Annotated in this window: 30 protein-coding genes, 1 tRNA gene and 1 pseudogene; 18 read left to right on the forward strand and 14 right to left on the reverse strand. The window is 66.7% G+C overall.

Annotated features, from left to right (window positions below; all coding sequences use genetic code 11):
* Positions 1–6 precede the first annotated feature (6 nt).
* The 7 genes from SALA_RS10500 to SALA_RS10530 all read right to left on the reverse strand — a co-directional run bounded on the left by SALA_RS10500 (position 7) and on the right by SALA_RS10530 (position 4,171).
* The gene (locus SALA_RS10500; protein ID WP_041383257.1) at positions 7–741 is read right to left on the reverse strand and encodes a lysophospholipid acyltransferase family protein; all 735 of its coding nucleotides are present in this window, start codon (positions 739–741) and stop codon (positions 7–9) included.
* 22 nt (positions 742–763) lie between these two features.
* Positions 764–1,189, reverse strand: a complete 426-nt coding sequence (locus tag SALA_RS10505; protein WP_011542351.1) for a Fur family transcriptional regulator — start codon at positions 1,187–1,189, stop codon at positions 764–766.
* Between the two features lie 135 nt (positions 1,190–1,324).
* Positions 1,325–1,759: a MucR family transcriptional regulator gene (locus SALA_RS10510; protein ID WP_011542352.1), complete on the reverse strand. Its 435-nt coding sequence runs from the start codon at positions 1,757–1,759 to the stop codon at positions 1,325–1,327.
* A gap of 122 nt (positions 1,760–1,881) precedes the next feature.
* The gene (locus tag SALA_RS10515) at positions 1,882–2,364 is read right to left on the reverse strand and encodes a GNAT family N-acetyltransferase (protein WP_041383258.1); all 483 of its coding nucleotides are present in this window, start codon (positions 2,362–2,364) and stop codon (positions 1,882–1,884) included.
* Positions 2,361–2,987, reverse strand: a complete 627-nt coding sequence (tsaB, locus tag SALA_RS10520) for a tRNA (adenosine(37)-N6)-threonylcarbamoyltransferase complex dimerization subunit type 1 TsaB (protein WP_011542354.1) — start codon at positions 2,985–2,987, stop codon at positions 2,361–2,363. Before tsaB ends, SALA_RS10515 begins: the two co-directional genes overlap by 4 nt.
* Positions 2,980–3,573, reverse strand: coding sequence for a malonic semialdehyde reductase (locus SALA_RS10525; protein ID WP_011542355.1), 594 nt, complete (start codon positions 3,571–3,573; stop codon positions 2,980–2,982). The genes tsaB and SALA_RS10525 overlap by 8 nt, the downstream gene beginning before the upstream one ends.
* 25 nt (positions 3,574–3,598) lie before the next feature.
* Positions 3,599–4,171, reverse strand: coding sequence for a NifU family protein (locus SALA_RS10530; RefSeq protein WP_011542356.1), 573 nt, complete (start codon positions 4,169–4,171; stop codon positions 3,599–3,601).
* A gap of 63 nt (positions 4,172–4,234) precedes the next feature.
* Here SALA_RS10530 and SALA_RS10535 point away from each other — a divergent pair, with 63 nt between their 5' ends.
* The 5 genes from SALA_RS10535 (at position 4,235) to SALA_RS10555 (ending at position 7,034) form a co-directional block, all read left to right on the forward strand.
* Positions 4,235–5,107 (forward strand): hypothetical protein, encoded by an 873-nt coding sequence (locus SALA_RS10535; RefSeq protein ID WP_011542357.1) that lies wholly within the window; start codon positions 4,235–4,237, stop codon positions 5,105–5,107.
* Between the two features lie 77 nt (positions 5,108–5,184).
* Positions 5,185–5,260, forward strand: a tRNA-Thr gene (locus SALA_RS10540).
* A gap of 164 nt (positions 5,261–5,424) precedes the next feature.
* On the forward strand, positions 5,425–5,904 hold the full coding sequence (locus tag SALA_RS10545) for an Hsp20 family protein (protein ID WP_011542358.1): 480 nt from the start codon (positions 5,425–5,427) through the stop codon (positions 5,902–5,904).
* 91 nt (positions 5,905–5,995) lie between these two features.
* Positions 5,996–6,517, forward strand: coding sequence for an Hsp20/alpha crystallin family protein (locus tag SALA_RS10550; RefSeq protein WP_011542359.1), 522 nt, complete (start codon positions 5,996–5,998; stop codon positions 6,515–6,517).
* Positions 6,501–7,034, forward strand: a complete 534-nt coding sequence (locus tag SALA_RS10555; protein ID WP_049754641.1) for an NADH dehydrogenase ubiquinone Fe-S protein 4 — start codon at positions 6,501–6,503, stop codon at positions 7,032–7,034. The genes SALA_RS10550 and SALA_RS10555 overlap by 17 nt, the downstream gene beginning before the upstream one ends.
* Here the strand turns inward: SALA_RS10555 and SALA_RS10560 are convergent.
* Together SALA_RS10560 and SALA_RS17485 are read right to left on the reverse strand one after the other, a co-directional pair.
* Complete coding sequence (locus SALA_RS10560; protein ID WP_011542361.1) at positions 7,018–7,287, reverse strand: usg protein; 270 nt, start codon at positions 7,285–7,287, stop codon at positions 7,018–7,020. The genes SALA_RS10555 and SALA_RS10560 overlap by 17 nt on opposite strands.
* On the reverse strand, positions 7,284–7,520 hold the full coding sequence (locus tag SALA_RS17485; RefSeq protein WP_011542362.1) for a hypothetical protein: 237 nt from the start codon (positions 7,518–7,520) through the stop codon (positions 7,284–7,286). Before SALA_RS17485 ends, SALA_RS10560 begins: the two co-directional genes overlap by 4 nt.
* A 257-nt stretch (positions 7,521–7,777) precedes the next feature.
* On the opposite strand from SALA_RS17485, the gene groES reads away from it, so the two are divergent.
* Together groES and groL are read left to right on the forward strand one after the other, a co-directional pair.
* Positions 7,778–8,092, forward strand: a complete 315-nt coding sequence (groES, locus tag SALA_RS10565; RefSeq protein ID WP_011542363.1) for a co-chaperone GroES — start codon at positions 7,778–7,780, stop codon at positions 8,090–8,092.
* 52 nt (positions 8,093–8,144) lie between these two features.
* Entirely contained in the window at positions 8,145–9,764 is a 1,620-nt protein-coding gene (groL, locus tag SALA_RS10570) for a chaperonin GroEL (RefSeq protein ID WP_011542364.1), read from the forward strand.
* A gap of 71 nt (positions 9,765–9,835) precedes the next feature.
* Here groL and SALA_RS17660 read toward each other — a convergent pair whose 3' ends face one another.
* On the reverse strand, positions 9,836–9,997 hold the full coding sequence (locus SALA_RS17660; protein WP_322785229.1) for a fumarylacetoacetate hydrolase family protein: 162 nt from the start codon (positions 9,995–9,997) through the stop codon (positions 9,836–9,838).
* On the reverse strand, positions 9,940–10,245 hold the full coding sequence (locus SALA_RS17495; protein WP_049754643.1) for a fumarylacetoacetate hydrolase family protein: 306 nt from the start codon (positions 10,243–10,245) through the stop codon (positions 9,940–9,942). Before SALA_RS17495 ends, SALA_RS17660 begins: the two co-directional genes overlap by 58 nt.
* A gap of 109 nt (positions 10,246–10,354) precedes the next feature.
* On the opposite strand from SALA_RS17495, the gene SALA_RS17500 reads away from it, so the two are divergent.
* From SALA_RS17500 to SALA_RS10580, 3 genes and pseudogenes are all read left to right on the forward strand, one after another.
* Positions 10,355–10,516 carry a hypothetical protein gene (locus SALA_RS17500; RefSeq protein WP_237700859.1) on the forward strand — a complete coding sequence of 54 codons (162 nt, stop codon included), beginning with the start codon at positions 10,355–10,357 and terminating at the stop codon, positions 10,514–10,516.
* 83 nt (positions 10,517–10,599) lie between these two features.
* A pseudogene (locus SALA_RS17505) lies at positions 10,600–10,707 on the forward strand (aspartate dehydrogenase); the annotation flags it as partial.
* Positions 10,708–10,717: 10 nt separating this feature from the next.
* Positions 10,718–10,927: a hypothetical protein gene (locus SALA_RS10580; RefSeq protein ID WP_192807415.1), complete on the forward strand. Its 210-nt coding sequence runs from the start codon at positions 10,718–10,720 to the stop codon at positions 10,925–10,927.
* Positions 10,928–10,939: 12 nt separating this feature from the next.
* Here the strand turns inward: SALA_RS10580 and SALA_RS10585 are convergent, their stop codons facing one another.
* Complete coding sequence (locus tag SALA_RS10585) at positions 10,940–11,587, reverse strand: 2-hydroxychromene-2-carboxylate isomerase (RefSeq protein WP_011542366.1); 648 nt, start codon at positions 11,585–11,587, stop codon at positions 10,940–10,942.
* 126 nt (positions 11,588–11,713) lie between these two features.
* Between SALA_RS10585 and SALA_RS10590 the strand changes: the two genes are divergently transcribed.
* The 3 genes from SALA_RS10590 to SALA_RS10600 all read left to right on the forward strand — a co-directional run bounded on the left by SALA_RS10590 (position 11,714) and on the right by SALA_RS10600 (position 15,054).
* Positions 11,714–12,160, forward strand: coding sequence for a MarR family winged helix-turn-helix transcriptional regulator (locus tag SALA_RS10590; protein ID WP_041383261.1), 447 nt, complete (start codon positions 11,714–11,716; stop codon positions 12,158–12,160).
* Complete coding sequence (locus SALA_RS10595) at positions 12,160–13,275, forward strand: HlyD family secretion protein (RefSeq protein WP_011542367.1); 1,116 nt, start codon at positions 12,160–12,162, stop codon at positions 13,273–13,275. Before SALA_RS10590 ends, SALA_RS10595 begins: the two co-directional genes overlap by 1 nt.
* A 189-nt stretch (positions 13,276–13,464) precedes the next feature.
* Entirely contained in the window at positions 13,465–15,054 is a 1,590-nt protein-coding gene (locus SALA_RS10600) for an MDR family MFS transporter (protein WP_011542368.1), read from the forward strand.
* A gap of 86 nt (positions 15,055–15,140) precedes the next feature.
* On the opposite strand, the gene SALA_RS10605 is transcribed toward SALA_RS10600, so the two are convergent.
* Positions 15,141–16,031: a metal-dependent hydrolase gene (locus tag SALA_RS10605; RefSeq protein WP_011542369.1), complete on the reverse strand. Its 891-nt coding sequence runs from the start codon at positions 16,029–16,031 to the stop codon at positions 15,141–15,143.
* A gap of 58 nt (positions 16,032–16,089) precedes the next feature.
* Here SALA_RS10605 and SALA_RS10610 point away from each other — a divergent pair, with 58 nt between their 5' ends.
* The 3 genes from SALA_RS10610 (at position 16,090) to SALA_RS10620 (ending at position 17,600) form a co-directional block, all read left to right on the forward strand.
* Positions 16,090–16,698 carry a TetR/AcrR family transcriptional regulator gene (locus SALA_RS10610; protein ID WP_011542370.1) on the forward strand — a complete coding sequence of 203 codons (609 nt, stop codon included), beginning with the start codon at positions 16,090–16,092 and terminating at the stop codon, positions 16,696–16,698.
* A 211-nt stretch (positions 16,699–16,909) separates the two neighbouring features.
* Complete coding sequence (locus SALA_RS10615; RefSeq protein WP_272940676.1) at positions 16,910–17,290, forward strand: type II toxin-antitoxin system RelE/ParE family toxin; 381 nt, start codon at positions 16,910–16,912, stop codon at positions 17,288–17,290.
* The gene (locus tag SALA_RS10620) at positions 17,268–17,600 is read left to right on the forward strand and encodes a helix-turn-helix domain-containing protein (protein WP_011542372.1); all 333 of its coding nucleotides are present in this window, start codon (positions 17,268–17,270) and stop codon (positions 17,598–17,600) included. The genes SALA_RS10615 and SALA_RS10620 overlap by 23 nt, the downstream gene beginning before the upstream one ends.
* 83 nt (positions 17,601–17,683) lie before the next feature.
* Here the strand turns inward: SALA_RS10620 and SALA_RS10625 are convergent, their stop codons facing one another.
* Positions 17,684–18,334, reverse strand: a complete 651-nt coding sequence (locus SALA_RS10625) for a glutathione S-transferase family protein (protein WP_011542373.1) — start codon at positions 18,332–18,334, stop codon at positions 17,684–17,686.
* Between the two features lie 170 nt (positions 18,335–18,504).
* Here SALA_RS10625 and SALA_RS10630 point away from each other — a divergent pair, with 170 nt between their 5' ends.
* Complete coding sequence (locus SALA_RS10630) at positions 18,505–20,184, forward strand: CHASE domain-containing protein (RefSeq protein WP_011542374.1); 1,680 nt, start codon at positions 18,505–18,507, stop codon at positions 20,182–20,184.
* A gap of 52 nt (positions 20,185–20,236) precedes the next feature.
* The gene (locus tag SALA_RS10635) at positions 20,237–21,253 is read left to right on the forward strand and encodes a LacI family DNA-binding transcriptional regulator (protein WP_011542375.1); all 1,017 of its coding nucleotides are present in this window, start codon (positions 20,237–20,239) and stop codon (positions 21,251–21,253) included.
* Positions 21,254–21,371 lie beyond the last annotated feature (118 nt).

The raw sequence follows: 21,371 nt of genomic DNA on the forward strand, positions 1-21,371 counted from the left end.
GGCGCGCTATAGGCGATGCGGCGCCGCGGCGGAAGAGCGCACGATTTCCGCCGCGATCGCGGCGCGCGCCGCCTCGGCGAGCAACTTGCGATCGCCCTCGACCGCATCGGGCAGCGGATCGAGATAATGGATCGTCAGATGCACCGGGCGCTTGCGCGCGAGCAGCCGCTTGAAATTGTCGAGACCCGATTCGGGATCGAGCCAGGCGATGTCGCTCGCCGCGGCGCCATAGTCGAGGAACACCGGCTGGACGCGCAGCCGCGGCGGTGTCGGGATCACCGCCTGGAGCAGCGAGGGACGAAAGGGAAGGAGCCCGTCGCCGGGACCGGTCGTCCCTTCGGGAAACAGCGTCACCGGCCGCCCGCGCGCGAGCGCGTTGCGCAGGTCGTTGGCCTGGTTGTGGATCTCGCGCCGCGCGTCGCGCTGGACATAGACGGTGTGATTCTGGTCGGCGAGCCAGCCGACGAGCGGCGTCGTGCCGACCTCCGCCTTCGACACGAAGGCCGAACGCGCCGCCCCCCCCAGCGCCAATATGTCGAGCCAGCTGACATGGTTCGACACGAACAGCACGTCGCGGCGGAGCCGCGTCCCCGTGGTGCGAATGCGCAGCCCGGCGATCCAGCCGGCGGCGTTGAGAAAGGCCATGACCATCGGCGACGGACGCCCGATGGCGCGATAGAGGAGATGCGGGACGATCAGGAACAGCAGCGTCAGCACCATCAGCGCCAGGCGGAAAGACATCCGCCAGGTGATCGATGGGCGATCAGTCGCGCTTGCGATCGATGGCGACACCGTAAAGCTCCATGCGGTGATCGACGAGGCGGAAGCCCAGCCGTTCGGCGATCACCTTCTGCAACGCTTCGAGTTCGGGATCGACAAACTCGATCACCTTGCCCGTCTCGACATCGATCAGATGGTCGTGATGTGCCTCCGGCGCGGCTTCGTAGCGCGAGCGGCCATCGCCAAAATCGTGGCGGTCGAGGATGCCCGCTTCCTCGAACAGGCGCACCGTGCGGTAAACGGTGGCGATCGAAATGCCGCTGTCGATCTTCGACGCGCGATCATAGAGCGTCTCGACATCGGGGTGATCCTCCGATTCCGAGATGACACGCGCGATGATGCGGCGCTGTTCGGTGATGCGCAGCCCCTTTTCGTGGCACAGCGCTTCAAGGTCGATATTGCCGGACATGCTTGCCTTTCCTGCCGATGCAGCCGCGTCTGTATTCGTCAAAAACTGTATAGGCACACGCCGACGATAGGACAAGGGCGGCACCCCGCAGGCGCCGCCCTTCGCTGTCCCGCCGGGACGGTCGTTCGCGAATGCTTACGCCTTGGTCTTGCGCCGACGGCCGCCGCCGCGCCCCTTGGTGCCGAGGCCGATTTCCTTCGCCAGCGCGCGGCGCTTTTCGGCATAGTTGGGCGCGACCATCGGATAGTCGGCGGCCAGGCCCCATTTCGCGCGATAATCGTCGGGGGTCATCCCATAATGCGTCATCAGGTGGCGACGGAGCATCTTCAGCTTTTTGCCGTCCTCGAGGCAGACGATATAGTCGGGCTTGACCGACGCGCGCACCGATACCGCGGGCACGGGCTTCTCCTCGACCACCGGCGCCCCGCCGAGGCCCGAAAGCGCCGCGTAGACATTGTTGATGAGCAGCGAAAGATCGGAAATGGCGACGCTGTTGTTGCTGACGTGCGCCGCAACAATATCGGCGGTCAGCGTAACGAGCATTTCGTTGGTGTCGGCTTGTTCGGACATGAGACTAATCCTTGTATCAGGGTCAGGGCCCTGGCTTCCCAGAAGTCAGGTCGGCGATTATTATGCCTATTCTTTCGCCGGTCGGACCAATGCCACTTTGAAGCCCGTTTCGCAACGTCCGTTCAACCCGACGTGTCGCTCGATCCCGAACGTCGCATCGTAATCGCGTCGCGCATTACGCCATCCTGACCGCGATAATAAGCAGCGCGGCGCCCGCATTCCGAAAAGCCTGCACTGGCATAAAGACGAACCGCATCATTATCGGCGCGCATTTCAAGGAAATAGTCTTCGGCGCCCTGTTCGGCGGCCCATGCCTGCCAATCGGTCATCAACCGCCGACCGATCCCGCGACCGCGATAGGCAGGATCGACCGCAAGCAGCAGAAGCTCGCTTTCAGGTCCGGCCATCCGCGCGGCCGAAAAGCCGCAGGCGCGTTCGCCATCCCACGCGATCGCGACGCGCGCCGACGGCAGGGCGAACAGGGTCAGAAGCTGCGCCGTGCTCCACGCCTCGCCATAGGCGGGATCGAAGGCGGCGTCCATCACGCGCATCACCGCGGCAACGTCGCCGACCCGCGCGGTGGCGATGCGGATCGCGCCGGTCATGCGCCGCTCATCGGTCGGGCGTCGGGCGCGCGACCATAAATGGGGCTCGGCGGGTTGGTCAGCGCGCCGCGCGGCAGGCGCAGAAATGCGCGCGCGTCGGGCAGCATGGCCAGCGCGCGCCCCGACCCGCGGCGCGCAACGAAGGCCTCGGCGCGATTGCCGACGATGAGCACATCGTTCAGCGCGACCGCCGCGTCGGGAAGCAGCGAACACGCATCGGCGCGCGGCGACAGGTCGGCGGCAAAGGGCTGGACGAACCATTGGCCGTGACCGCCCTCCATCACGACGAGCGCGCCGCCCGCCTCGCCGATCGGATCGGCCGCACCGGCCGCGACGAGGGCGAGGGTCGAAAAGCCATGCGCGGGTACCTGCCAGCCAAGCGCGAGCGCGCGCGCCGCGGCGACGCCGATCCGCACGCCGGCGAAACTGCCGGGGCCGCAGCCGATCGCGATGGCATCGGCGCGCCCGCCGTCCGCGAGTTCGGCGATCAGCGGAACGAGGCGCTCGGCGTGGCCGCGCCCGATCACCTCATGGCGAAAGTCGACGACGCGCCCGCCTGCCACCAGCGCGACCGAGCAGGCCTCGCTGGCGGAATCGATGACGAGCGTTGGCGCGTCAGACAAGGCGGTTGAAGCGATCAAAGTCCGGCCGCGGGCTGCGGTCGAAGATCGTCGCGGGATCGCCATAGCCGAGCGTCGAGATGAAATTGCTCTTCACCTTCGGTTGATCGGCAAAGAAGGCCTTGTCGACCGCGTCATTGTCGAACCCCGACATCGGGCCGGTATCGAGCCCGAGCGCACGCGCCGCGAGCAGAAAATAGGCGCCCTGCAGGCTCGAATTACGGAAGGCGGTCGTCTCGGCAAGCGCATCCTTGCCCGCAAACCAGCTGCGCGCGTCGGTGTGCGGGAAAAACTCGGGCAAATGTTCGTAAAACTCAAGGTCCATGGCGATGATCGCGGTAACCGGCGCGGCGAGGATCTTTTCGGCATTGGCGGGCATCGCGTGCGCCGCGAGCTTCTCTTTCGCCGCATCCGACATGCACCAGACGATCCGCGCCGGCAGGCTGTTCGCGCTCGTCGGCCCGAACTTCATCAGATCCCAGATGGCGTGCAGCTGCGCCTCCGACACCGGCTTGTCGAGATAGCCGTTATAGGTGCGCGCGGTGCGAAAAAGCTGGTCGAGAGCGCTGTCGGAAAGCGGCTCGCTCATAGATTGGTCTCCTGAAACGGATGGGTCAGACGGCGTGAACTGCCGTTACCTCGGGCACATAATGTTTCAAGAGCGACTCGATGCCATTTTTCAGCGTTGCGGTCGACGACGGACAGCCGGCGCAGGCGCCCTGCATCTTGAGATACACATTGCCCTTGTCGAAGCCGCGATAGACGATGTCGCCGCCGTCGTTGGCGACCGCGGGGCGCACGCGCGTTTCGATCAATTCCTTGATCTGTTCGATGATGTCGGCATCGGCCGGATCATCGGCGAAGCCCGCATCTTCCGGTGGCACCGCAGAACCGGCGCTGGCAGCGTTGAACAACGGCACCCCGGCCAGAAAATGATCCATGACGATGCCAAGCACATCGGGCTTCACATCGGCCCATTCGGCGCCGGGGGCGATCGTCACCGACACGAAATCGCGGCCGAAGAAAACCCCGGTGACGTCGCCCAGCGAAAAGAGCGCGCTGGCGAGCGGCGAGGCTTCGGCTTCTTCGGCGCTGGCAAAGTCGCGCGTTCCCGTTTCCATCACCGTCCGACCGGGCAGGAATTTGAGCGTCGCGGGATTGGGCGTCGATTCGGTTTCGATGAGCATGAGGCGCATGTGGGATGCCATCGCCCTTTGTGCAAGCGCGATTGGGGCGTTAGGGGCGGTTCCATGCGCCGCTTCACTCATTTCGCCGCCCTCGACTGGTCGGGCGCGCGCGGCGAACGCCAGCGCGGCATCGCGCTCGCCGTCGCCAATGGCAAGGGCGCCCCGGCGCTCGTCCGTCCAGGGCATGTCTGGTCGCGCGCGGAGATATTGGCGTGGCTGGAGGGCGTCGCAGAAACCGGTGCCGATATGCTGATCGGCGTTGATTTTTCGGCCGCCTTCGCCTTTGCCGACCGCGGCGGCTATTTCCCCGAATGGGACGAGAGCCCGCCCGACATGCCCGCGCTCTGGTCGCTCGTCGAACGGCTCGCGGCCGCCGACCCGCATTATGAGGCAGGCAGCTTTCTGCACCACCCCGAGGCCCGGCGCCATTTCCGCCACGGCCGCGGCGATGTCGGCGACCTGTTCGCGCCGGGCGCGGGGCGGCTGCGCGTCGTCGAACAGCATCAGCGCGCGACGCGGCAGGCGGCAAGCGTCAGCAATTTCAACCTCGTCGGCGCGGCGCAGGTCGGCAAGGCGAGTCTTTCGGGCATGCGGCTGCTGCACCGGCTGCGCGGACGCATCCCGCTCTGGCCGCTCGACCCGGCGCCCGACAAAGGCCCGCTGCTCGTCGAAATCTACACCAGCCTTGCCGCGCGCGCCGCGGGAATCCGGCCCGGCCGCAGCAAGATCCGCAACGGCGCGGCGCTCGATATCGCGCTCGCAATGCTCGGCTCGCCGCCCGCCGACATCGCCGGGCCGATAAGCGATCATGCCGCCGACGCGCTGCTCGCCGCGGCGTGGCTGCGCGACATAGCGGCGAACGCCGCCCCCTGGTCGCCAGCCCCGCTCTCCGACGCGCTCGCGCGAACCGAGGGCTGGACCTTTGGCATCATCTGAGATTTTTCCGGCAGGACGCATTTTCCGCTCGCCAGATATTTCCATCCGCCCGAAAAACGCCTAGGGGCGCGCGAGACGCCGGCTTAGCTCAGTTGGTAGAGCAACCGCCTTGTAAGCGGTAGGCCGTCAGTTCGAGTCTGACAGCCGGCACCATTTGCCCAGCCACCGCAAGCGGCGCGCGGCCCTTGAATCCGGTCCGGGCGTTCCTAATTTTGAGTTGCCGGATGCCAGTCCGGGTCCGGTGGACATGGAGAGCGTCGGCTCTTCCTTACCGGCGCATCTCATGCCCGAATTGCTTCGCAAAGGAGGATTTGGAGATGAGAAGCAACTTTGACTTTACGCCTTATCGGCGTTCCACGGTCGGCTTCGACCGTCTTTTCGACCTGCTCGAAGCCGGAACGCGCAGCGATGCCGCCGATGGCTATCCGCCCTTCGACATCGTGCGGGAGGGTGAGGACAGCTATCGCATCACGCTTGCGGTCGCAGGTTTTCGTCCCGACGAAATCGAGGTGATCGCGCAGCAGAACCAGCTCACCGTCACCGGCAAGCGCGCCGAGGATGACAGCCAGGGCAAATATCTGCACCGCGGCATCGCCGCACGCGACTTCGAGCGACGCTTCCAGCTTGCCGATTTCATCGAGGTCGGCGAGGCGGATTTCGACAATGGCCTGCTTTCGATCGAGCTGAAGCGCGTCGTCCCCGAAGCGATGAAGCCCCGCAAGATCGCGATCGGCAACGGCAAAGCCGCATCCGAACGCATCGAATCACGCCGGGACAAGGCGCTCGAATCCGCCTGACCGATGCGAAAAAGCCGAAACGCCGTCCGGCACCGCCGCGCAAGGCGGGCCGGTCGGCCACCTTGTTCCAGTGCCTAAGGAGATGATCATCATGTCACTTCGTGATCTCATTCCCTGGAGCCGGCAGGACAATCGGCTCCCCATATCCACGGACCCGCAGGGCGGCGGGGACTATGACGCGTATCCGCTGCTTTCGCTGCACCGCGAGGTAAACCGCCTGTTCGACGATATGTTTCGCGGCTTTGGCGGCGCGCTGCCGGGGCGGCTCGACCCGCGCGGCGTGTGGCCCCATGTCGAGCTTAGTGAAACCGACAGCGAGGTCCGCATTGCCGCCGAACTGCCGGGGCTTGACGAGAAGGACGTCGAGCTTTGCATCGAGGAGGGCGTACTGACCCTGCGCGGCGAGAAACGTGCGGACGTCGAAGACCGCGATCGCGGCTATTCGGAGCGAAGCTATGGCCGCTTTGAACGGCGCATCAGCCTGCCGCAGGGTATCGACCGCGAACAGGCGAACGCGACGTTCAGGAACGGCGTGCTCACCGTGCGGCTGCCCCGGACGGAGGCGGCGAGGAAAAATGTTCGCCGCATCCCGATCAATGGCAAAGCCGCCTGACACGGCCGCCCGGGCCGTCCGCCCCGCGATGGTCGCCAACGACAATCGGCCCGGACGGCCCGGGTGGTCCGGAACCAGCGGGTCGATCCCCGACGATGCACGGGCGGTCGTCGAACCCGTCCCGCGGCCCGCGACATCGGGTCGTCGGCTTCGCGACCGCTGGCGGGTGCGCTTCGTGCCGCGATGGGGGCCTTCGATCGACCCGCTGACGGGCTGGAGCGGTGGCGGCGATCCGCTTGCCAGCGTGGAACTGCGTTTCGCCAGCCGCACGTCCGCCGAGGCCTGTTGCCGTCGGATGGGCATCCCTTTCGAGAGCCGCGGCGCGCCGCCGGACCCGCCGCGCGCGGCGGCGCCACGTCCGTCTGGCGAAGCGACGCCGCTGTGCTGCTGGCCGACCGGTCCGCATCCGCTGTGTTGCGGACACTATCCGGTCGCGGGGCGATATGCGGCGCAGAACGACGACGGCGCGCGATACGCTTTCCGGCGCACCGCGGCATCGCTCACTGGATCGCGATGACACCGTCGACCGCGCGCCATTCGGCCGGACGGACCAATCGCTCGTGCGCGATCCGCACCGAATGGAGCGCGGCCTCGATCTCGCGCCGCCAATGATCGAGAAAATCGAACAGCACCGGGAAGTCGGGCGCGAGGTCATATTCCTGCCAGACAAAAAGCTGCAGAAGCGAGGGATGATCGGGCCGGTAATAGTGAATTTCGGCCGTGGTCAGGCCATAGCCCCGCAGTTGCCTGGCCAATGCGGAATCGCTCATTGGGGTCGCGGTCGCCCCCCGCTCCTGCCATCGATCATCCGCAGCGCCGCCTGCACGTCGCGCGTCGTGCGGGCGCGATAGGCGCCAGGCGGCCGACGCAGCACGGACCGGCTGCAAGGCGCCGCGCGGTCCGATGTCCAGCGCGCCAGCAGGGCGCGCGCGACCTCCGGCTCGGGCCGCGGATGGCGGTCAACGTCAAAGGGATGAAGAATACGGGAAAATGGCTGCGACATGATCGTGCCTCCTTCCTGCGTCGCTCCTTTTCGTCGCCGCGGCGTATCGCCGCCGGGACAATTTCGGACCGGACATGAGTCGCGTCAAGAGGGGAGCAGGCGCGGAAAAGCGCAGGCCTGGCACTCACTGGCCAAGAGTGCCAATTTTTTTTCGTTCCCCTCTTGAAGCACGAAAATCGCTTTCCTAGCTCGATCTCGCCGCCCGTCCGGGAGGCGGGCGGTTCGCATCATATCGTTATGCAAAAAGGAGGTTATGCATGCATTTCCGTCCCTTGCACGACCGTGTGGTCGTCCGCCGCATCGAAGCCGAGGAGAAAAGCTCGGGCGGCATCATCATTCCCGACACCGCCAAGGAAAAGCCGCAGGAAGGCGAAGTCGTGGCCGTAGGTCCGGGCGCGCGCGCCGAGGACGGCACAGTGACTGCACCCGATGTCAGGGTCGGCGACCGCGTCCTGTTCGGCAAATGGTCGGGCACCGAGGTCCGCATCGACGGCGAGGATCTGCTCATCATGAAAGAGAGCGATATCCTGGGCGTTATCGAGCAGGCCGAAGCGCTCAAGAAGGCGGCGTGACGGCCTTCGTTCCGCGAATATCGTGAAAGGAATCTGACAAGGAGGTATCCCAATGGCTGCCAAGGAAGTGAAATTTGCGTCGGACGCGCGTGATCGCATGCTGCGCGGCGTGGATACGCTTGCGAATGCAGTGAAGGTCACGCTCGGCCCCAAGGGTCGCAACGTGGTTATCGAAAAGAGTTTCGGCGCGCCGCGCATCACCAAGGACGGCGTCACTGTCGCCAAGGAGATCGAACTCGCCGACAAGTTCGAGAACATGGGTGCGCAGATGCTGCGCGAGGTCGCCTCGAAACAGAATGACAAGGCCGGCGACGGCACCACCACCGCAACCGTGCTTGCGCAGGCGATCGTCCGCGAGGGATCGAAAGCGGTGGCCGCGGGCATGAACCCGATGGACGTGAAGCGCGGCATCGACCTCGCCGTGAAGGCCGTGGTGAAGGATCTCGAAACCCATGCCAAGAAGGTCAGCGCCAACAGCGAAATCGCCCAGGTCGCAACCATCTCGGCGAACGGCGACGAGGAGGTGGGCCGCATCCTCGCCGAAGCGATGGACAAGGTCGGCAACGAAGGCGTCATCACCGTCGAGGAGGCGAAGAGCCTGGCGACCGAACTCGAAACGGTCGAAGGCATGCAGTTCGACCGCGGCTATCTGTCGCCCTATTTCATCACCAATGCCGAAAAGCTGAAGGTCGAACTCGACGACCCCTATATCCTGATCCACGAAAAGAAGCTTTCGAACCTGCAGGCGATGCTGCCGCTGCTGGAAGCGGTCGTGCAGTCGGGCAAGCCGCTGCTCATCATCGCCGAAGATGTCGAGGGCGAGGCATTGGCAACGCTGGTCGTCAACCGCCTGCGCGGCGGGCTCAAGGTCGCCGCGGTCAAGGCGCCGGGCTTTGGCGACCGTCGCAAGGCGATGCTGGAAGATATCGCGATCCTCACCGGCGGCAATGTCGTGAGCGAAGACCTGGGCATCAAGCTGGAGAATGTCACGGTCAACATGCTCGGGCGCGCCAAGAAGGTCGTGATCGACAAGGATAATACGACGATCGTCGACGGCGTCGGCGCCAGGACCGACATCGACGCACGCATCGCCCAGATTCGCCAGCAGATCGACACGACGACCAGCGACTATGACCGCGAGAAGCTGCAGGAACGCCTCGCCAAGCTCGCGGGTGGCGTTGCGGTGATCCGCGTCGGCGGCGCAACCGAGGTCGAAGTCAAGGAGCGCAAGGATCGCGTCGACGACGCGCTTCACGCGACGCGTGCTGCGGTGGAAGAAGGCATTCTTCCCGGCGGCGGCATTGCACTGCTCCGCGCGCTCAAGGCGCTCGACGGCCTCAAGGCGGCGAACGACGATCAGCAGTCCGGCATCGACATCGTCCGCCGCGCGCTCCGCGCTCCGGCGCGCCAGATCGCCGACAACGCGGGCGAGGATGGTGCGTGGATCGTCGGCAAACTGCTCGAAAGCAGCGACTATAACTGGGGCTTCAATGCTGCCACCGGCGAATATGAAGACCTCGTCAAAGCGGGTGTGATCGACCCGGCGAAGGTCGTCCGCACGGCGCTGCAGGACGCGGCCTCAGTCGCCGCGCTGCTGATCACGACCGAGGCACTCGTCGCCGAGCTGCCGAAGGAAGAGAAAGCCGCGCCGATGCCGGCGATGGACTTCTGAACCACCTCGGGGGTGGCGGGATTCCGCCGCCCCCCATTGCAGCGGCGCGCTGAAAGAAAATTGCGTGGGATTTACCCGTCAAAATCCCCCCCCCCGACCCACGCCGACATGACGTCGCCATCCTTCAGGAACAGACCGCGCCCCATGCCGGCCCCCGCGGGGGTGCCGGAGGCGATCAGATCGCCTGCCCGGAGTTCGAGGATCGTCGAAAGACAGGCAATCTGTTCATAAATAACGGAAAGTCGCTCCGCCGCGTGCGGTCACGTGCCGACACGTCATTGACCACCGTATAGCCTGCGATCAGTGCGTGCGCGTCGGCCACCGCGACATTCTTTCCCGCCTTGCCGATCGCGACGCCCAGTTCGACCTCCCAGTCCGGGCGTTCCACCTGCGGCGGCACCGCGACCGTGTCGCCGGGACCGACGACGCTCTCGACGGTCTTGAGAAAGATATAGGGATCGCTTTTTCGTCTTGGCGGCAAGCCTGGTCTGCATCTCCGCGGCATGTTCGATGAAGTTCGACGCCGCACCAAAGATGTGCCGCGGCTCGAACGGCACGACGAGGTGGGGTAATCGCGCGCGCAAGCCGCCATGGCCGCGCTGCAAAAGCCGGTGCCGATCGTGGACATCGGCGAACTGGTGGCCCGGTCGGACGTCATCGTCGACAGCGCGCCGACCGCCGCGTTCCACGACATCGCGACCGCGGCGCTCGGCGCCGGCAAACATTGGTCACCGTCAGCGGCGCGGCTCTGATGCAATGGCCCAAGGCCGTCGGGATCGCGCGCGCGCGCGGTACGATCCATTCGGTCACGATGGTTGTTACGCGCAAGCCGGTGATGTCGCTGATCAAGGCCGATCATGTCGTGCGCAACCGGATCGACTTCGGCGAACTCACCGAACCGCTCCGCATTTTCGAGGGCAGCGCCCGCGAGGGTGTGATCGCCTTTCCCGCCAATGTCAATGTCGCCGCCGCTCTCGGCCCTGCCGGTCACGCTCGAAGGCGCGGGCTCGCGGATCGGCGCGACGACGCATGCGAATGTCGAACTGTCGGCGGCCGCCGCCTATTTCATGGACATAGTCCACGAGGTCGCGGCCGAAATCCGCGCCGAACTGGGACAGGCTCAACCTGTATCGACATTCAGCCTAAATCCCCACAAGCCTTAGCGTCATCGCGCTCTAACACGGGCGCAACCCCTTTTGCTCCATCCGCCATTTCGCCATTTCGATGCGGTCCTGCCCGAAAAAGGGTTCGCCCTCGAACACCAAAGTCGGTACGCCCCAATGCCCCGCAATCTCCAGCGCGACCTGGTTGGCCGCGATCTCATTGTCGAGCGCCACGGCATCGTCGACGGCCTCGATTTCCAGTTCAGCGAGATCGAGTCCGGCACGGCGCGCCGCGCCCGCCAGATGATCGCCGATGTGCCAGTCCACCGCGCCTCCCCAGATAATCTGCCCCGCTTCATGCGCAAAGGCGAGTCCCTTGCCGCGCCGCGCCGCCGCCTGCCCCAGTCGCGTGAGACGATAGATATGCGGCTGCTCCTCGGCGATCGCGCGCGTCCGCACGTCCTGCACGATCGGGTCCGGGCGCGGCGGGCCGAAAGGAATGCCGTGAAACTGCGCGACACGGATCATGTCGCGCATCGTATAGCTCAGCCAGTTGGGATGATTGCGCTCGAAAAAATCGGGCTGGCGGATCGCGAGCGGATAGACGGGACGCAGGTTGATCGTCACGTCATGGCTCGCGGCGAGCGCGCGATAGCGGCCGACCGCGAGATAGCTGTACGGCGAGCGAAAGGACCAGAAAAGGTCAGCGGTCAAGGTCATCCCCACATCCTGCCCAAAAATCAGCGCCATGCAAGCATTGTAAATAATTTTTACACCATATTCGAGAAGGTTGCCAATCCCGCAAGAGCGTTGAATATAGTAGCTATTGCTATTATATGCCATGCCATGACGGAAACGATCGGCTTCATCCTCAACGATACCGCGCGCCTTTACCGCCGCGCGTTCAACGCGCGCGCCAGGGACAGCGGCATCACCGCGCTGCAATGGCGGCTCATCACCTATCTGAAACGCCACGAGGGCATAAGGCAGGGTCCGCTCGCCGAATTGATCGAGGTCGAACCGATCACCCTGTCGCGCATGATCGACCGGCTGGTCGAGGCCGGGCTGCTCGAACGCCGCGCCGACCCGGCAGACCGCCGCGCGTGGCAGCTTTACCTGACCGCGCGCGCCGCCGAACTGCTCGGCGGCATCCGCCCCGCGGTCGAGGCGCTGAACGAGGAGGCGCTCGAAGGACTGAGCGCCGCCGAACGCGACCAGCTCGTCGATCTGGTCGAGCGGGTGCGCGCCAACCTGTCGCGCCGCGTCTGCCCGAAAGAAGCGGAGCCCGCCTGATGGACCAGCTCGCCCCCAGCCGTCCCGAGGCCGAAGCTGCGGCGCCGCCGCCCGCCGCGCCCAGGGCCGACCCCTTGCCGTCCCCCGCCGCCGATACTGCGGCGCGCCCCGGCTGGCGGACGCGCCTGATCATGTTCGGCCTGCCGCTGGCGCTCGTCGCGGGCGGCGCCGGCTGGTGGCTGCTGAGCGGCGGGTCGGTGTCGACCGACAATGCCTATGTCCAGATGGACAAGGTCTCGGTCGCCGCCGAGGTCGGCGGGCGCATCACCGAAGTAGCCGTCCGCGACGGCGAGCAGGTCGCCAAGGGGCAACTCCTTTTCCGCATCGACAGCGAACCCTATGCGCTGAACGTCGCTCAAGCCACCGCCGCCATCGACGCGGCGCGGGTCGAGGTCGGCAATCTCGCCGCGGGCGCGAACACATCCGCCGTCGAAATCGCCGCGGCGCGCGAGGAGGTGAGATTCGCCCAGGTCAATTTCGAGCGGCAGGCGGCGCTGATGGAAAAGGGCTTCACGACGCGCGCCGCCTATGATGCGTCGCGCCACGCGCTCGCCCAGGCACGCGAGCGCGTGCGGCAGGCCGAGGCCGCCGCGGTGGAAGCGCGCACCAGGCTCGCCGCCGGTCCCGCAAGCGGCATCAATCCGCAGGTCGAGGCCGCGCGCGTCCAGCGCGCGCAGGCCGAGGTCAACCTCGCGCGCACCAGCGTCCGCGCGCCCAGCGCGGGCCGTGTCGCGCAGGCCGACCGGCTGCAGGTCGGACAGGCGATGGTCGCCGGGCTGCCCGCGCTCACCCTCGTCGACACCGCGCACCCGTGGGTCGAAGCCAATTTCAAGGAAACCGACCTCGCCGACATGCGGGTCGGCCAGCGCGCCGAAATCCGCTTCGACGCCTATCCGGGACTCAAAGTCCGCGGCCATGTGCTGATGATCGGCGCGGGTACGGGGAGCGAGTTCTCGGTGCTTCCGGCGCAGAACGCCACCGGCAACTGGGTCAAGGTGACGCAGCGCGTCCCCGTGCGCATCGCCTTCGACGAAAAGCCCGCGCGCGACATGATCGCCGGGCTGTCGGCCGAGGTGACGGTGTTTACCGGCGGCGGGACGGTGGCGGGGAAGTAGGGGTGCGCACCATGTCAAGCCATTGCCACCTCGACAATCCTCCCCATCGACTTGCGATGGGGAGGTGGCAGCCCGCAGGGCTGACGGAGGGGCGATGACACCGCCGTCGCGGCCCCTCCACCCCTCGCTGCGCGAGCGGTCCCCCTCCCCATCGCAAGTCGATGGGGAGGATTTTAACGCTGTTCCCTAATGGCCTCCCGCTCCCTCCCCCGCCGTCCTGCTGCCGCGGCGCTCCCCGCTGACGATATGATCCCGCTCCACGAACGCGTGCGCTACCGCGGCCTGCTCACCGTCGCCGTCATGGGCGCGTCGATCATGCAGATCCTCGACACGACGATCGCCAATGTCGCCATCCCGCACATGCAATCGGCCTTGGGCGCGACGAGCGAAACGGTGACGTGGGTGCTCACCAGCTATATCCTCGCAAGCGCGATCGCGATGCCGATCACCGGCTGGCTCGCCGACCGCATCGGGCGGCGCGAGCTGTTCCTTGCCGCGATCGCGGGGTTCATCGTCGCGTCGATGGCGTGCGGCGCGGCGCAATCGCTCGAACAGATGGTCGCCTTCCGCTTTTTGCAGGGTATTTTCGCGGCCTTCATCGGCCCGCTGTCGCAGTCGGTGATGCTCGACATCAACCCGCCCGAGCGCCATGCGCGCGCGATGTCGATCTGGGGCATGGGGATCATGATCGGACCCATTCTCGGCCCCGTGCTCGGCGGCTGGCTGACCGAAAGCGCGAACTGGCGCTGGGTCTTTTACGTCAACCTGCCCGTCGGGCTGGTCACGCTCGCGCTGATGTGGGCGCTGCTGCCCGCGATGCGCCGGACAAGCCGCAAGTTCGATCTCTTCGGCTTTTCGATGCTCGCGCTGGGGCTCGCCGCGCTGCAACTGATGCTCGACCGCGGCGCGCATCTCGACTGGTTCGACAGCATCGAAATCTGGATCGAACTCGGCGTCGCGACGGCCTGCCTCTGGATGTTCTTCGTCCATCTCTTCACCGCGCGCGCGCCGCTGTTCAGCCGCGCGATGCTCGCCGACCGCAACCTCGTCACCGCGATGGGCTTCATGATCGTCATCGGCATCGTGATGTTCGCGTCGATGGCGCTGCTGCCGCCGATGCTGCAAAATCTCTTCGGCTGGCCGGTGATCGACACGGGGCTGGTGCTCGCGGTGCGCGGCGTCGGCATCCTCGCGAGCATGTGGGTCGCGGGGCAGTTGCTGGGCAAGGTCGACGCGCGCTGGCTCGTCGGCACCGGCCTTGCCATCGCCGCCTATTCGCTGTGGCAGATGAGCCACTGGTCGCTCGCCATGGGGATGCAGCCGGTGATCGTCAGCGGGCTGGTGCAGGGGCTGGGCATGGGGCTGATCTTCATTCCGCTCAACACCATGGCCTTTGCAACGATCGCGCCGCAGCACCGCACCGACGGGTCGAGCCTGCTGAACCTGCTCCGCAGCCTCGGCGCCTCGGTCGGCATTTCGGTGGTGACCACCCTGCTCGGCATCAATATCCAGACCAGCCATCAGGATCTCGCCGCGCATGTCACCAACAGCTCGGTCGCGCTCATCGACCCCTCGACCGCCGACCGCTTCGGCGTCGTCGGCGACACCGCGCTGGCGATGGTCAACGCCGAGATCAACCGGCAGGCGGCGATGGTCGCCTATATCGACGATTTCTGGCTGATGATGTGGGTGACTTTGCTTTCGGTCCCGCTCGTCCTCCTGCTCCGCCCGCCCAGGGCCGGCGCGCCCAAGGCCTCGGCGGCCGACATGGGGCATTGAGACGCCGCGACTCCCGCAAAGGCAGGCCCCGGAGACGGGGAGAGAGAGGACCGCTCCGGACGGCCCGCCTTCGCAGGAAAGGATGCTCAGGCCGCAGCCGCGGCCCGGTCGGGGCGCGACGAATGCGCCGGCATCACCGCGTCGGCATAGTCGCTTTCATATTTGCCGATCAGCGCGCGGTCGTCGTGGTTCCACGGGTGGAAACCCGGCATGAAATAGGACAGCCAGGGCAGAAAGCTTTTGCGCAGCACGCCCGGCGAACCGAGCAGATACCACCAGATACGCGCGGTGACGCGCCAGCCGGTCAGCCCGTCCTGCCGCAGCAGCGCCTTCATCCCCTTCACCCGCTTGGGCCAGAAGCGCGCGGTGACGAGCAGCATCATCAGCGACCTGGCGCGCCAGCGCCTAAGCCGGCTCCAGTCCCTCGTCGCGTGCAGCCAGGTGTCATAGGCGACGCCCTTATGCTCGATTTCCTCGATTGCGTGCCATTTCCACAGCATTGCCCATTCGGGTTCGGCGCCCGCATACATTTTCTCGTCGCGCAGCATCACCGCCGCCATCATCGCGGTATAATGTTCGAGCGCGATCGTCGCCATCAGGTTGACGATCGGCGGCCGCGCCTTGATGATGTCCATCACCTCGTCGACGTCGGCTTCGAGTTCGCTGAGGTCATACCCCGCCTCGGCCGCCTTCCTGTTGAACACCACATGCTCGCGGCTGTGGATCACTTCCTGCTGGGTAAAGGCGCGGATTTCGCGCGCCAGCTTTTCGGGAACGCCGCCCCGGTGCGCCTTCACCGCCTCGATGAACATCGCCTCGCCCTTGGGAAAGGTGACCGACAGCGCGGTGTGAAAGGCCGAGGCGATCGGATCGCCGTTCAGCCACCAGCGGCCCTGTTTGTCGTCGCGGCCAAAGCGCATGTCGCGCGGGGTGATCGACAGATCGGCGGGGGTGGGAGACCGGGAAAGGCTGGACATATGGCGTTTACCGTCGAAAAGGGGTGTCGGGGTCAGCAATAGGGTTTAACTTACATAAATGTCAATAGTCAAAAAGCGTCTCAGTCCCGAAGAAAGCCGTTCGGCGGCGCTCGAGGCGGCGCGCCAGATCCTCGTCGAAATGGGGCCCGCCGCGGTGACGCTGAAGGCCGTCGCGGCGCGGATCGACCGCACCCACGCGAACCTGCTCCACCATTTCGGCAGCGCCGCGGGGCTGCAAAAGGCGCTCGCCGCCTATCAGGCCGAAACCGTGTGCGCGACGATCGGCAAAAAAATGGCCGAATCGCCGCCGGGCGAACGCAATGTGCGCGAGATCGTCGACCTCGCCTTCGACGCCTTCAACAGCGGCGGCGCGGGCGCGCTCGCGACATGGATGGCGGCGACGGGCAACGACGACGCGCTCGACCCGATCGTCGAGGCGATCCACCGCCTGATCGACGGCATGGCGCCCGATGCCGACGAAAAACGGCTGATGCACGAAGACACGCTCGCGCTCGTCCTGATGGCGCTCGGCGACGCGCAGCTCGGCGGCCCGATGGCCGAAGCGCTCGGCCTGCCCCGCGACACCGCCCGCGTCCTCGCCACCGAACTGATCACGGGCCGCATCGCGAAATTCTGGGCCGACCATGGAGGGAAGGCGGCGGGCTGAGGGGTTGGTTGAGGCGCGGCGGCGAACCGAAGCCGCGTCGCGCCCCGGCGGTTCCAACCCGCCGCGCGCGCCGACGAAGGACGGAATCTCTCCCGTCGGCAAAACCGGTCAGCGGGATTCCGGCGCTCCCGCCCGCCCCCGATTCCATCGTTGAAATATAACGCTATGTATTATATATGATCAGCGACGCGGGAGAACCGCCATCACGCGCATCTTCAAAAATGGCTGGTTCGAGCGCTTCGCGCGCAAGGAAAGGATCGATGACGCGGCGCTACGGGATGCGGTGCGGCGCGCCGAAAGCGGGCTGGTGGATGCCGACCTCGGCGGCGGTGTCATCAAGCAGCGCGTGGCGCGACCGGGCAAGGGCAGGTCGGGCGGCTATCGCACACTGATCCTGTTCCGGCGGGGCGATCGCGCGATATTCGCCTTTGGCTTCGCCAAGAGCGCGCAGGCGAACATATCGAAGGCGGATCTGGCGCTGCTGCGTGATGCGGCGGCCGAGGCGCTGGAATGGAGCGGCGCGCAACTGGACCGGCTGGTAGCGTCGGAAACGCTGGTGGAGATTGAAAATGACACGGACGGCCAAGGATAAGGGCTATCGCAGCGAGATCGCGGGCGCGATCCATGAGATGATCAGCGACGCGCATGACGCGGGCGTCGTGTCGCGCACGACTTTGCGCAGCTTTGACGAAGCGTGCCTTGCCCCGGCGCCGACGCTGGCGGGCGACGAAATCCGCGCGATCCGCGAGCGCGAGCATGTGTCGCAACCGGTGTTCGCCGCCTATCTCAACGTCTCGCGCAATCTGGTGTCGGACTGGGAACGCGGCGTAAAGCGGCCGGGCGGCCCCGCCCTGCGGCTGCTCTCCATCATCCAGCGCAAGGGATTGCAAGCCGTCGCATGATCGCCCCTTACGGCGCCGTCCAGACATGAATGTTTACTTAACGCCCAAGTCACCCGTCGGATAGCCTCAAGAGCGCCGCCCCCTCACCCACCCAAAACCTTCGCCATCATCCGCTCTTCCTTGGCGATCCACGGCGCCATGCTCGGCCGCGACAATATCGCTTCGCTCCACGCCGCAATCTTCGGATGCCTGGCCGCGTCGATGCACGATCCGCAATGGCGCAGGTTGATCAGCGGCGACGCGACCGCGAGGTCGGCGAGCGTCAGCCGGTCGCCGACGAGGAAGCCCGATGCGGGGATCGCGCCCTCCAGATAGTCGAGCAGCTTGGGCAGCTCCTCCGCCTCGGCCGCCGCGGCGGCGGCCAGGTCGCCGTCGCGGCCGAGGAACTTGGGCGCGACGATGCGGTTGAAGAACATCTTGCCGCCGCACGCCGCGAACACCGTGTCGGCGAACTCCTCCCACCAGATGACCTGCCCGCGCTCGCGGGGGTCGGCGGGGATCAGCGCTGGTTCGGGATGCTTCGCCTCCAGATAATGGATGATCGCGCTCGAATCGGCGAGCAGGAAACCATCGTCGTCGATCGCGGGCATCTTGCCGAGCGGCGAGGCGGCCTTGAACCCCGGATCGGGATCGCCCAGGCCGACGCCCTTCAGCTCGAAATCGATCCCCTTTTCGCCCAGATAGGCGAGCAGTTTGCGTACGAAGGGCGACACGATCGAACCATAAACAATCATCACAAATCCTTTCTGCGAAAGTGGCGCGAGCATAGGCCAGGGGTTGCGATTCGCAACCCGTCAGGCATCGCCGTTATGGTATGAAATAAACTTGCCATCGGCGGCGCGGCATGGAAGATCGGGCGCCAGAGGGGGGCGCTGCTGCGGCAGCCAGCAGGCAGGACAGAGACATGCGCCCTTCGTCATGGGCAGACCGGCTGCTCGCGCTCTCGGCCCGCTTCGTCGGGTTCGTCATCCTCATCGCCACGCTCGCCGCCGCGGCGGGCAGCTTCTTTTACAATCGCGCCGACGAGCGCGCCCGCGCCGAGCGCGTCGCGATGCAGATCGACACGCGGCTGCGCGATCATGTCGCGCTGCTCGAAGGGGTGCGCGCGCTCTATCGGTCGGACAGCCGGTCGAGCGGTCCCGGCGTCCGCGCCTATCTCAACGCGCTGCAGCCGCAGGTCCATGCGCCGGGGCTGGAGGGGATCGGCATCGCGGTCGCGATGCGCCAGCGGACCCCCGCCGCGGCCGAGGCGATGCTGCGCGAAAATTACGGCCGCGACATTGCGGTCTGGCCGGTCAGCGACCAGCCCATCGGCTTTCCGATCGTCCTGCTCGAACCTCCGACGCCGCGCCGCGACCAGGCGCTGGGGTATGACATGTACAGCGAGCCGGTACGCCGCGCGGCGATGCGCCGGGCCTGGCAGACGGGAGCGCCCGCGGCGAGCGGCATCGTCGAGCTGGTGCAGGAAGGGGCGGCGACGCGGCGCCAGGCGGGGTTCCTCATCTATGTCCCCGTCTATGCCGACCAGCCGGCGCCCGGCGTCGGCGCCCCTGCGCTCCCCGGCGACCCGCCGCGCGCCGCGACCCGTGCCAGCGCGCCGGGCGCGCGGCCGATCGAGGCGTTCGTCTATGCGCCCTTCCGCATCGACGACCTGATGACCGCAATCCTCGGCGCGCAGCTCGACACGATCGACGGGATCGAAATCCGTGCCGGCGAAGGACCGGCGGCGCCGCTCGCCTATCGTCACGGCACGATGGGCTGGGACCCGCACGAACAGGTGCTGCGCGTCGCCGACCGCCAGTGGACGATGCGCATTTCCTACAGCCGCCTGTTCGAGCGGCTCGGCCGGCCGGTCGCCATCTTCCTCTTCGGCTTTGCGATCATGCTGCTCGCAATGCAGCTCATGCGGCTCCAGCACCGCCGCGTCGACGCCTTTCGCGCGCTCGCCGACGAACAGGCGCTGCGCGCCGCAGACCGCGAGCTGATGATCGGCGAAATGGCGCACCGGATGAAGAACGCCTTTGCGCGCATCGGCGCGCTCGCGCGCATAACCTTGCGCGAATCGGCCAGCCTCGACGAGTTCGAGGCGAAGTTCGACGGCCGGATGCGCGCGCTGTCCGATGCCAAGCAGATGCTCGTCACCGGCGCGGTCGACACGGTCGAACTCGAACGCATCGTCCACCGCGAGCTCGACCTCGCCGGGGTTCCACCCGACCGGCTTGCCGCCATCACCGGCCCCGCGGTGCGGCTCGATGACGAGGGCGCGCAGGCGATCTCGCTCGCGGTCCACGAATTCGTCACCAACAGCATCAAATATGGCGCGCTGGCGGGCGAGGGCGAGCTCAGCGTCGGCTGGCACCGCGAGGATGGTCAGGTGACGCTCGACTGGACCGAAAGCGGGCTGCCCGAAACCCCGAATATCGAGCAGGAAAGTTTCGGCACCCGGTTCATCCGCACGCTGATCGAACGTCAGCTCAAAGGGAGATGGACGCGCACCGCCGCCGCGGGGCGGCTCTCGATCGTCATCCGCTGGCCCGATGCCGCCTCGGCGACCGGCGCGACCGCAGCGTCGCCCGCACGTTGACAAGCCGCGTCCTCCCGGCGAGAGACGGGCCGGGAGGGGGAGAGACGCCGCCATGACCGCAAAGATGCTGCGCCCGACTTCGTTCGACGTCGCCGAGCGCGCGGGCGTATCGCAATCGACCGTCTCGCGCGCGCTTCGCAACTCGCCCGGCGTCAACGCCGAAACGCGCGCGCGCGTCGCCGCCGCCGCGCGCGAACTGGGCTATGTCGTCGACCGCCACGCCTCGTCGCTGCGCCTCAAAAGCAGCGAGACGATCGCGCTCGTCACCATCTGCCGCCCCGGCGAGGACAGGAGCGCAATCAATCCCTTCTACTTCGCGCTGCTCGGCAGCATCGCCGCCGCAACGTCGGCGCGCGGCTTCAACCTGCTCGTCAGCTTTCAGGAAAATCCCGACAATTTCCGCGCCGATTTCGTCGCCTCGGGGCTCGCCGACGCGATGATCGTCATCGGCACCACCAGCAACCGCGCCGCCTGGGATTATTTCGCAGAGGCGCAGGCGTCGGGGCTCGACTTCGTCTGCTGGGGCAGCCCCGGCAGCCCCTTTCACTGGATGCGCAGCGAAAATGACGAGGGCGGCCAGATGGCGGCCAACCATCTGGTGGGGCTCGGTCGCCGCCGCATCGCCTTCGTCGGGCCGCAGCAATCGCCGCAGCGCCAGTTCGACGAGCGCCGCGACGGCTTCACCGCCGCCCTCGCCGCGCACGGCCTGACGCCCATCGTCGCCGAGCCGCCGCCCGCCACCGACCGCCACGCACAGGGCGTCGCCGCCGCGCAGGCGCTGCTCGCCGCGCACCCCGACGTCGACGCCATCTTCGCGGCCAGCGACATGCTCGCGCTCGGCGTGCTGCAAGGCCTCAAGGACGCCGGCCGCCGCGTCCCGCACGATGTCGCGCTGATCGGCTTTGACGGCATCCGCGCCGGCACCCTCGCCGACCCCGCGCTGACCACGCTCGAGCCCGACCTCGACGCCGCGGGCGAGGCGCTCGTCGCGATGGCGCTGGAGGATGACGAGCGCACGCGCAGCGGCACGCGCGTTCCCGTGCGCCTCGTCCTGCGCGGCACCGCCTGAGCCATCTTCGCCCCACGTCCCGGCACGCGCGCGCCGGACCGCACATCATAGAGCGGCAGGCGGCTCGTCCGACCGGCGGTGCGGATTGCATGGCCGTCCTCTCGCCACCCATTTTTTT

The sequence above is a fragment of the Sphingopyxis alaskensis RB2256 genome (genome assembly GCF_000013985.1).
In the GTDB taxonomy this organism is placed as follows: domain Bacteria; phylum Pseudomonadota; class Alphaproteobacteria; order Sphingomonadales; family Sphingomonadaceae; genus Sphingopyxis; species Sphingopyxis alaskensis.

Excerpts from the sequence above, each read along its gene's own strand:
- SALA_RS10515 (WP_041383258.1), bottom strand. The coding sequence starts at position 2,364 with ATGACCGGCGCGATCCGCATCGCCACCGCGCGGGTCGGCGACGTTGCC.
- SALA_RS10585 (WP_011542366.1), bottom strand. The coding sequence starts at position 11,587 with ATGACCTTGACCGCTGACCTTTTCTGGTCCTTTCGCTCGCCGTACAGC.
- SALA_RS10560 (WP_011542361.1), bottom strand. The coding sequence starts at position 7,287 with ATGAGCGATTCCGCATTGGCCAGGCAACTGCGGGGCTATGGCCTGACC.
- SALA_RS10590 (WP_041383261.1), top strand. The coding sequence starts at position 11,714 with ATGACGGAAACGATCGGCTTCATCCTCAACGATACCGCGCGCCTTTAC.
- SALA_RS10500 (WP_041383257.1), bottom strand. The coding sequence starts at position 741 with ATGTCTTTCCGCCTGGCGCTGATGGTGCTGACGCTGCTGTTCCTGATC.
- SALA_RS10610 (WP_011542370.1), top strand. The coding sequence starts at position 16,090 with ATGTCAATAGTCAAAAAGCGTCTCAGTCCCGAAGAAAGCCGTTCGGCG.
- SALA_RS10505 (WP_011542351.1), bottom strand. The coding sequence starts at position 1,189 with ATGTCCGGCAATATCGACCTTGAAGCGCTGTGCCACGAAAAGGGGCTG.
- SALA_RS10530 (WP_011542356.1), bottom strand. The coding sequence starts at position 4,171 with ATGCTCATCGAAACCGAATCGACGCCCAATCCCGCGACGCTCAAATTC.
- SALA_RS10555 (WP_049754641.1), top strand. The coding sequence starts at position 6,501 with ATGGCAAAGCCGCCTGACACGGCCGCCCGGGCCGTCCGCCCCGCGATG.
- SALA_RS10550 (WP_011542359.1), top strand. The coding sequence starts at position 5,996 with ATGTCACTTCGTGATCTCATTCCCTGGAGCCGGCAGGACAATCGGCTC.
- SALA_RS10630 (WP_011542374.1), top strand. The coding sequence starts at position 18,505 with ATGCGCCCTTCGTCATGGGCAGACCGGCTGCTCGCGCTCTCGGCCCGC.
- SALA_RS17485 (WP_011542362.1), bottom strand. The coding sequence starts at position 7,520 with ATGTCGCAGCCATTTTCCCGTATTCTTCATCCCTTTGACGTTGACCGC.
- SALA_RS10580 (WP_192807415.1), top strand. The coding sequence starts at position 10,718 with ATGTCAATGTCGCCGCCGCTCTCGGCCCTGCCGGTCACGCTCGAAGGC.
- SALA_RS17500 (WP_237700859.1), top strand. The coding sequence starts at position 10,355 with ATGGCCGCGCTGCAAAAGCCGGTGCCGATCGTGGACATCGGCGAACTG.
- SALA_RS10635 (WP_011542375.1), top strand. The coding sequence starts at position 20,237 with ATGACCGCAAAGATGCTGCGCCCGACTTCGTTCGACGTCGCCGAGCGC.
- groES (WP_011542363.1), top strand. The coding sequence starts at position 7,778 with ATGCATTTCCGTCCCTTGCACGACCGTGTGGTCGTCCGCCGCATCGAA.
- SALA_RS10605 (WP_011542369.1), bottom strand. The coding sequence starts at position 16,031 with ATGTCCAGCCTTTCCCGGTCTCCCACCCCCGCCGATCTGTCGATCACC.
- groL (WP_011542364.1), top strand. The coding sequence starts at position 8,145 with ATGGCTGCCAAGGAAGTGAAATTTGCGTCGGACGCGCGTGATCGCATG.
- SALA_RS10600 (WP_011542368.1), top strand. The coding sequence starts at position 13,465 with ATGGCCTCCCGCTCCCTCCCCCGCCGTCCTGCTGCCGCGGCGCTCCCC.
- SALA_RS10510 (WP_011542352.1), bottom strand. The coding sequence starts at position 1,759 with ATGTCCGAACAAGCCGACACCAACGAAATGCTCGTTACGCTGACCGCC.
- SALA_RS10525 (WP_011542355.1), bottom strand. The coding sequence starts at position 3,573 with ATGAGCGAGCCGCTTTCCGACAGCGCTCTCGACCAGCTTTTTCGCACC.
- SALA_RS10625 (WP_011542373.1), bottom strand. The coding sequence starts at position 18,334 with ATGATTGTTTATGGTTCGATCGTGTCGCCCTTCGTACGCAAACTGCTC.
- SALA_RS10545 (WP_011542358.1), top strand. The coding sequence starts at position 5,425 with ATGAGAAGCAACTTTGACTTTACGCCTTATCGGCGTTCCACGGTCGGC.
- SALA_RS10595 (WP_011542367.1), top strand. The coding sequence starts at position 12,160 with ATGGACCAGCTCGCCCCCAGCCGTCCCGAGGCCGAAGCTGCGGCGCCG.
- SALA_RS10535 (WP_011542357.1), top strand. The coding sequence starts at position 4,235 with ATGCGCCGCTTCACTCATTTCGCCGCCCTCGACTGGTCGGGCGCGCGC.
- SALA_RS10620 (WP_011542372.1), top strand. The coding sequence starts at position 17,268 with ATGACACGGACGGCCAAGGATAAGGGCTATCGCAGCGAGATCGCGGGC.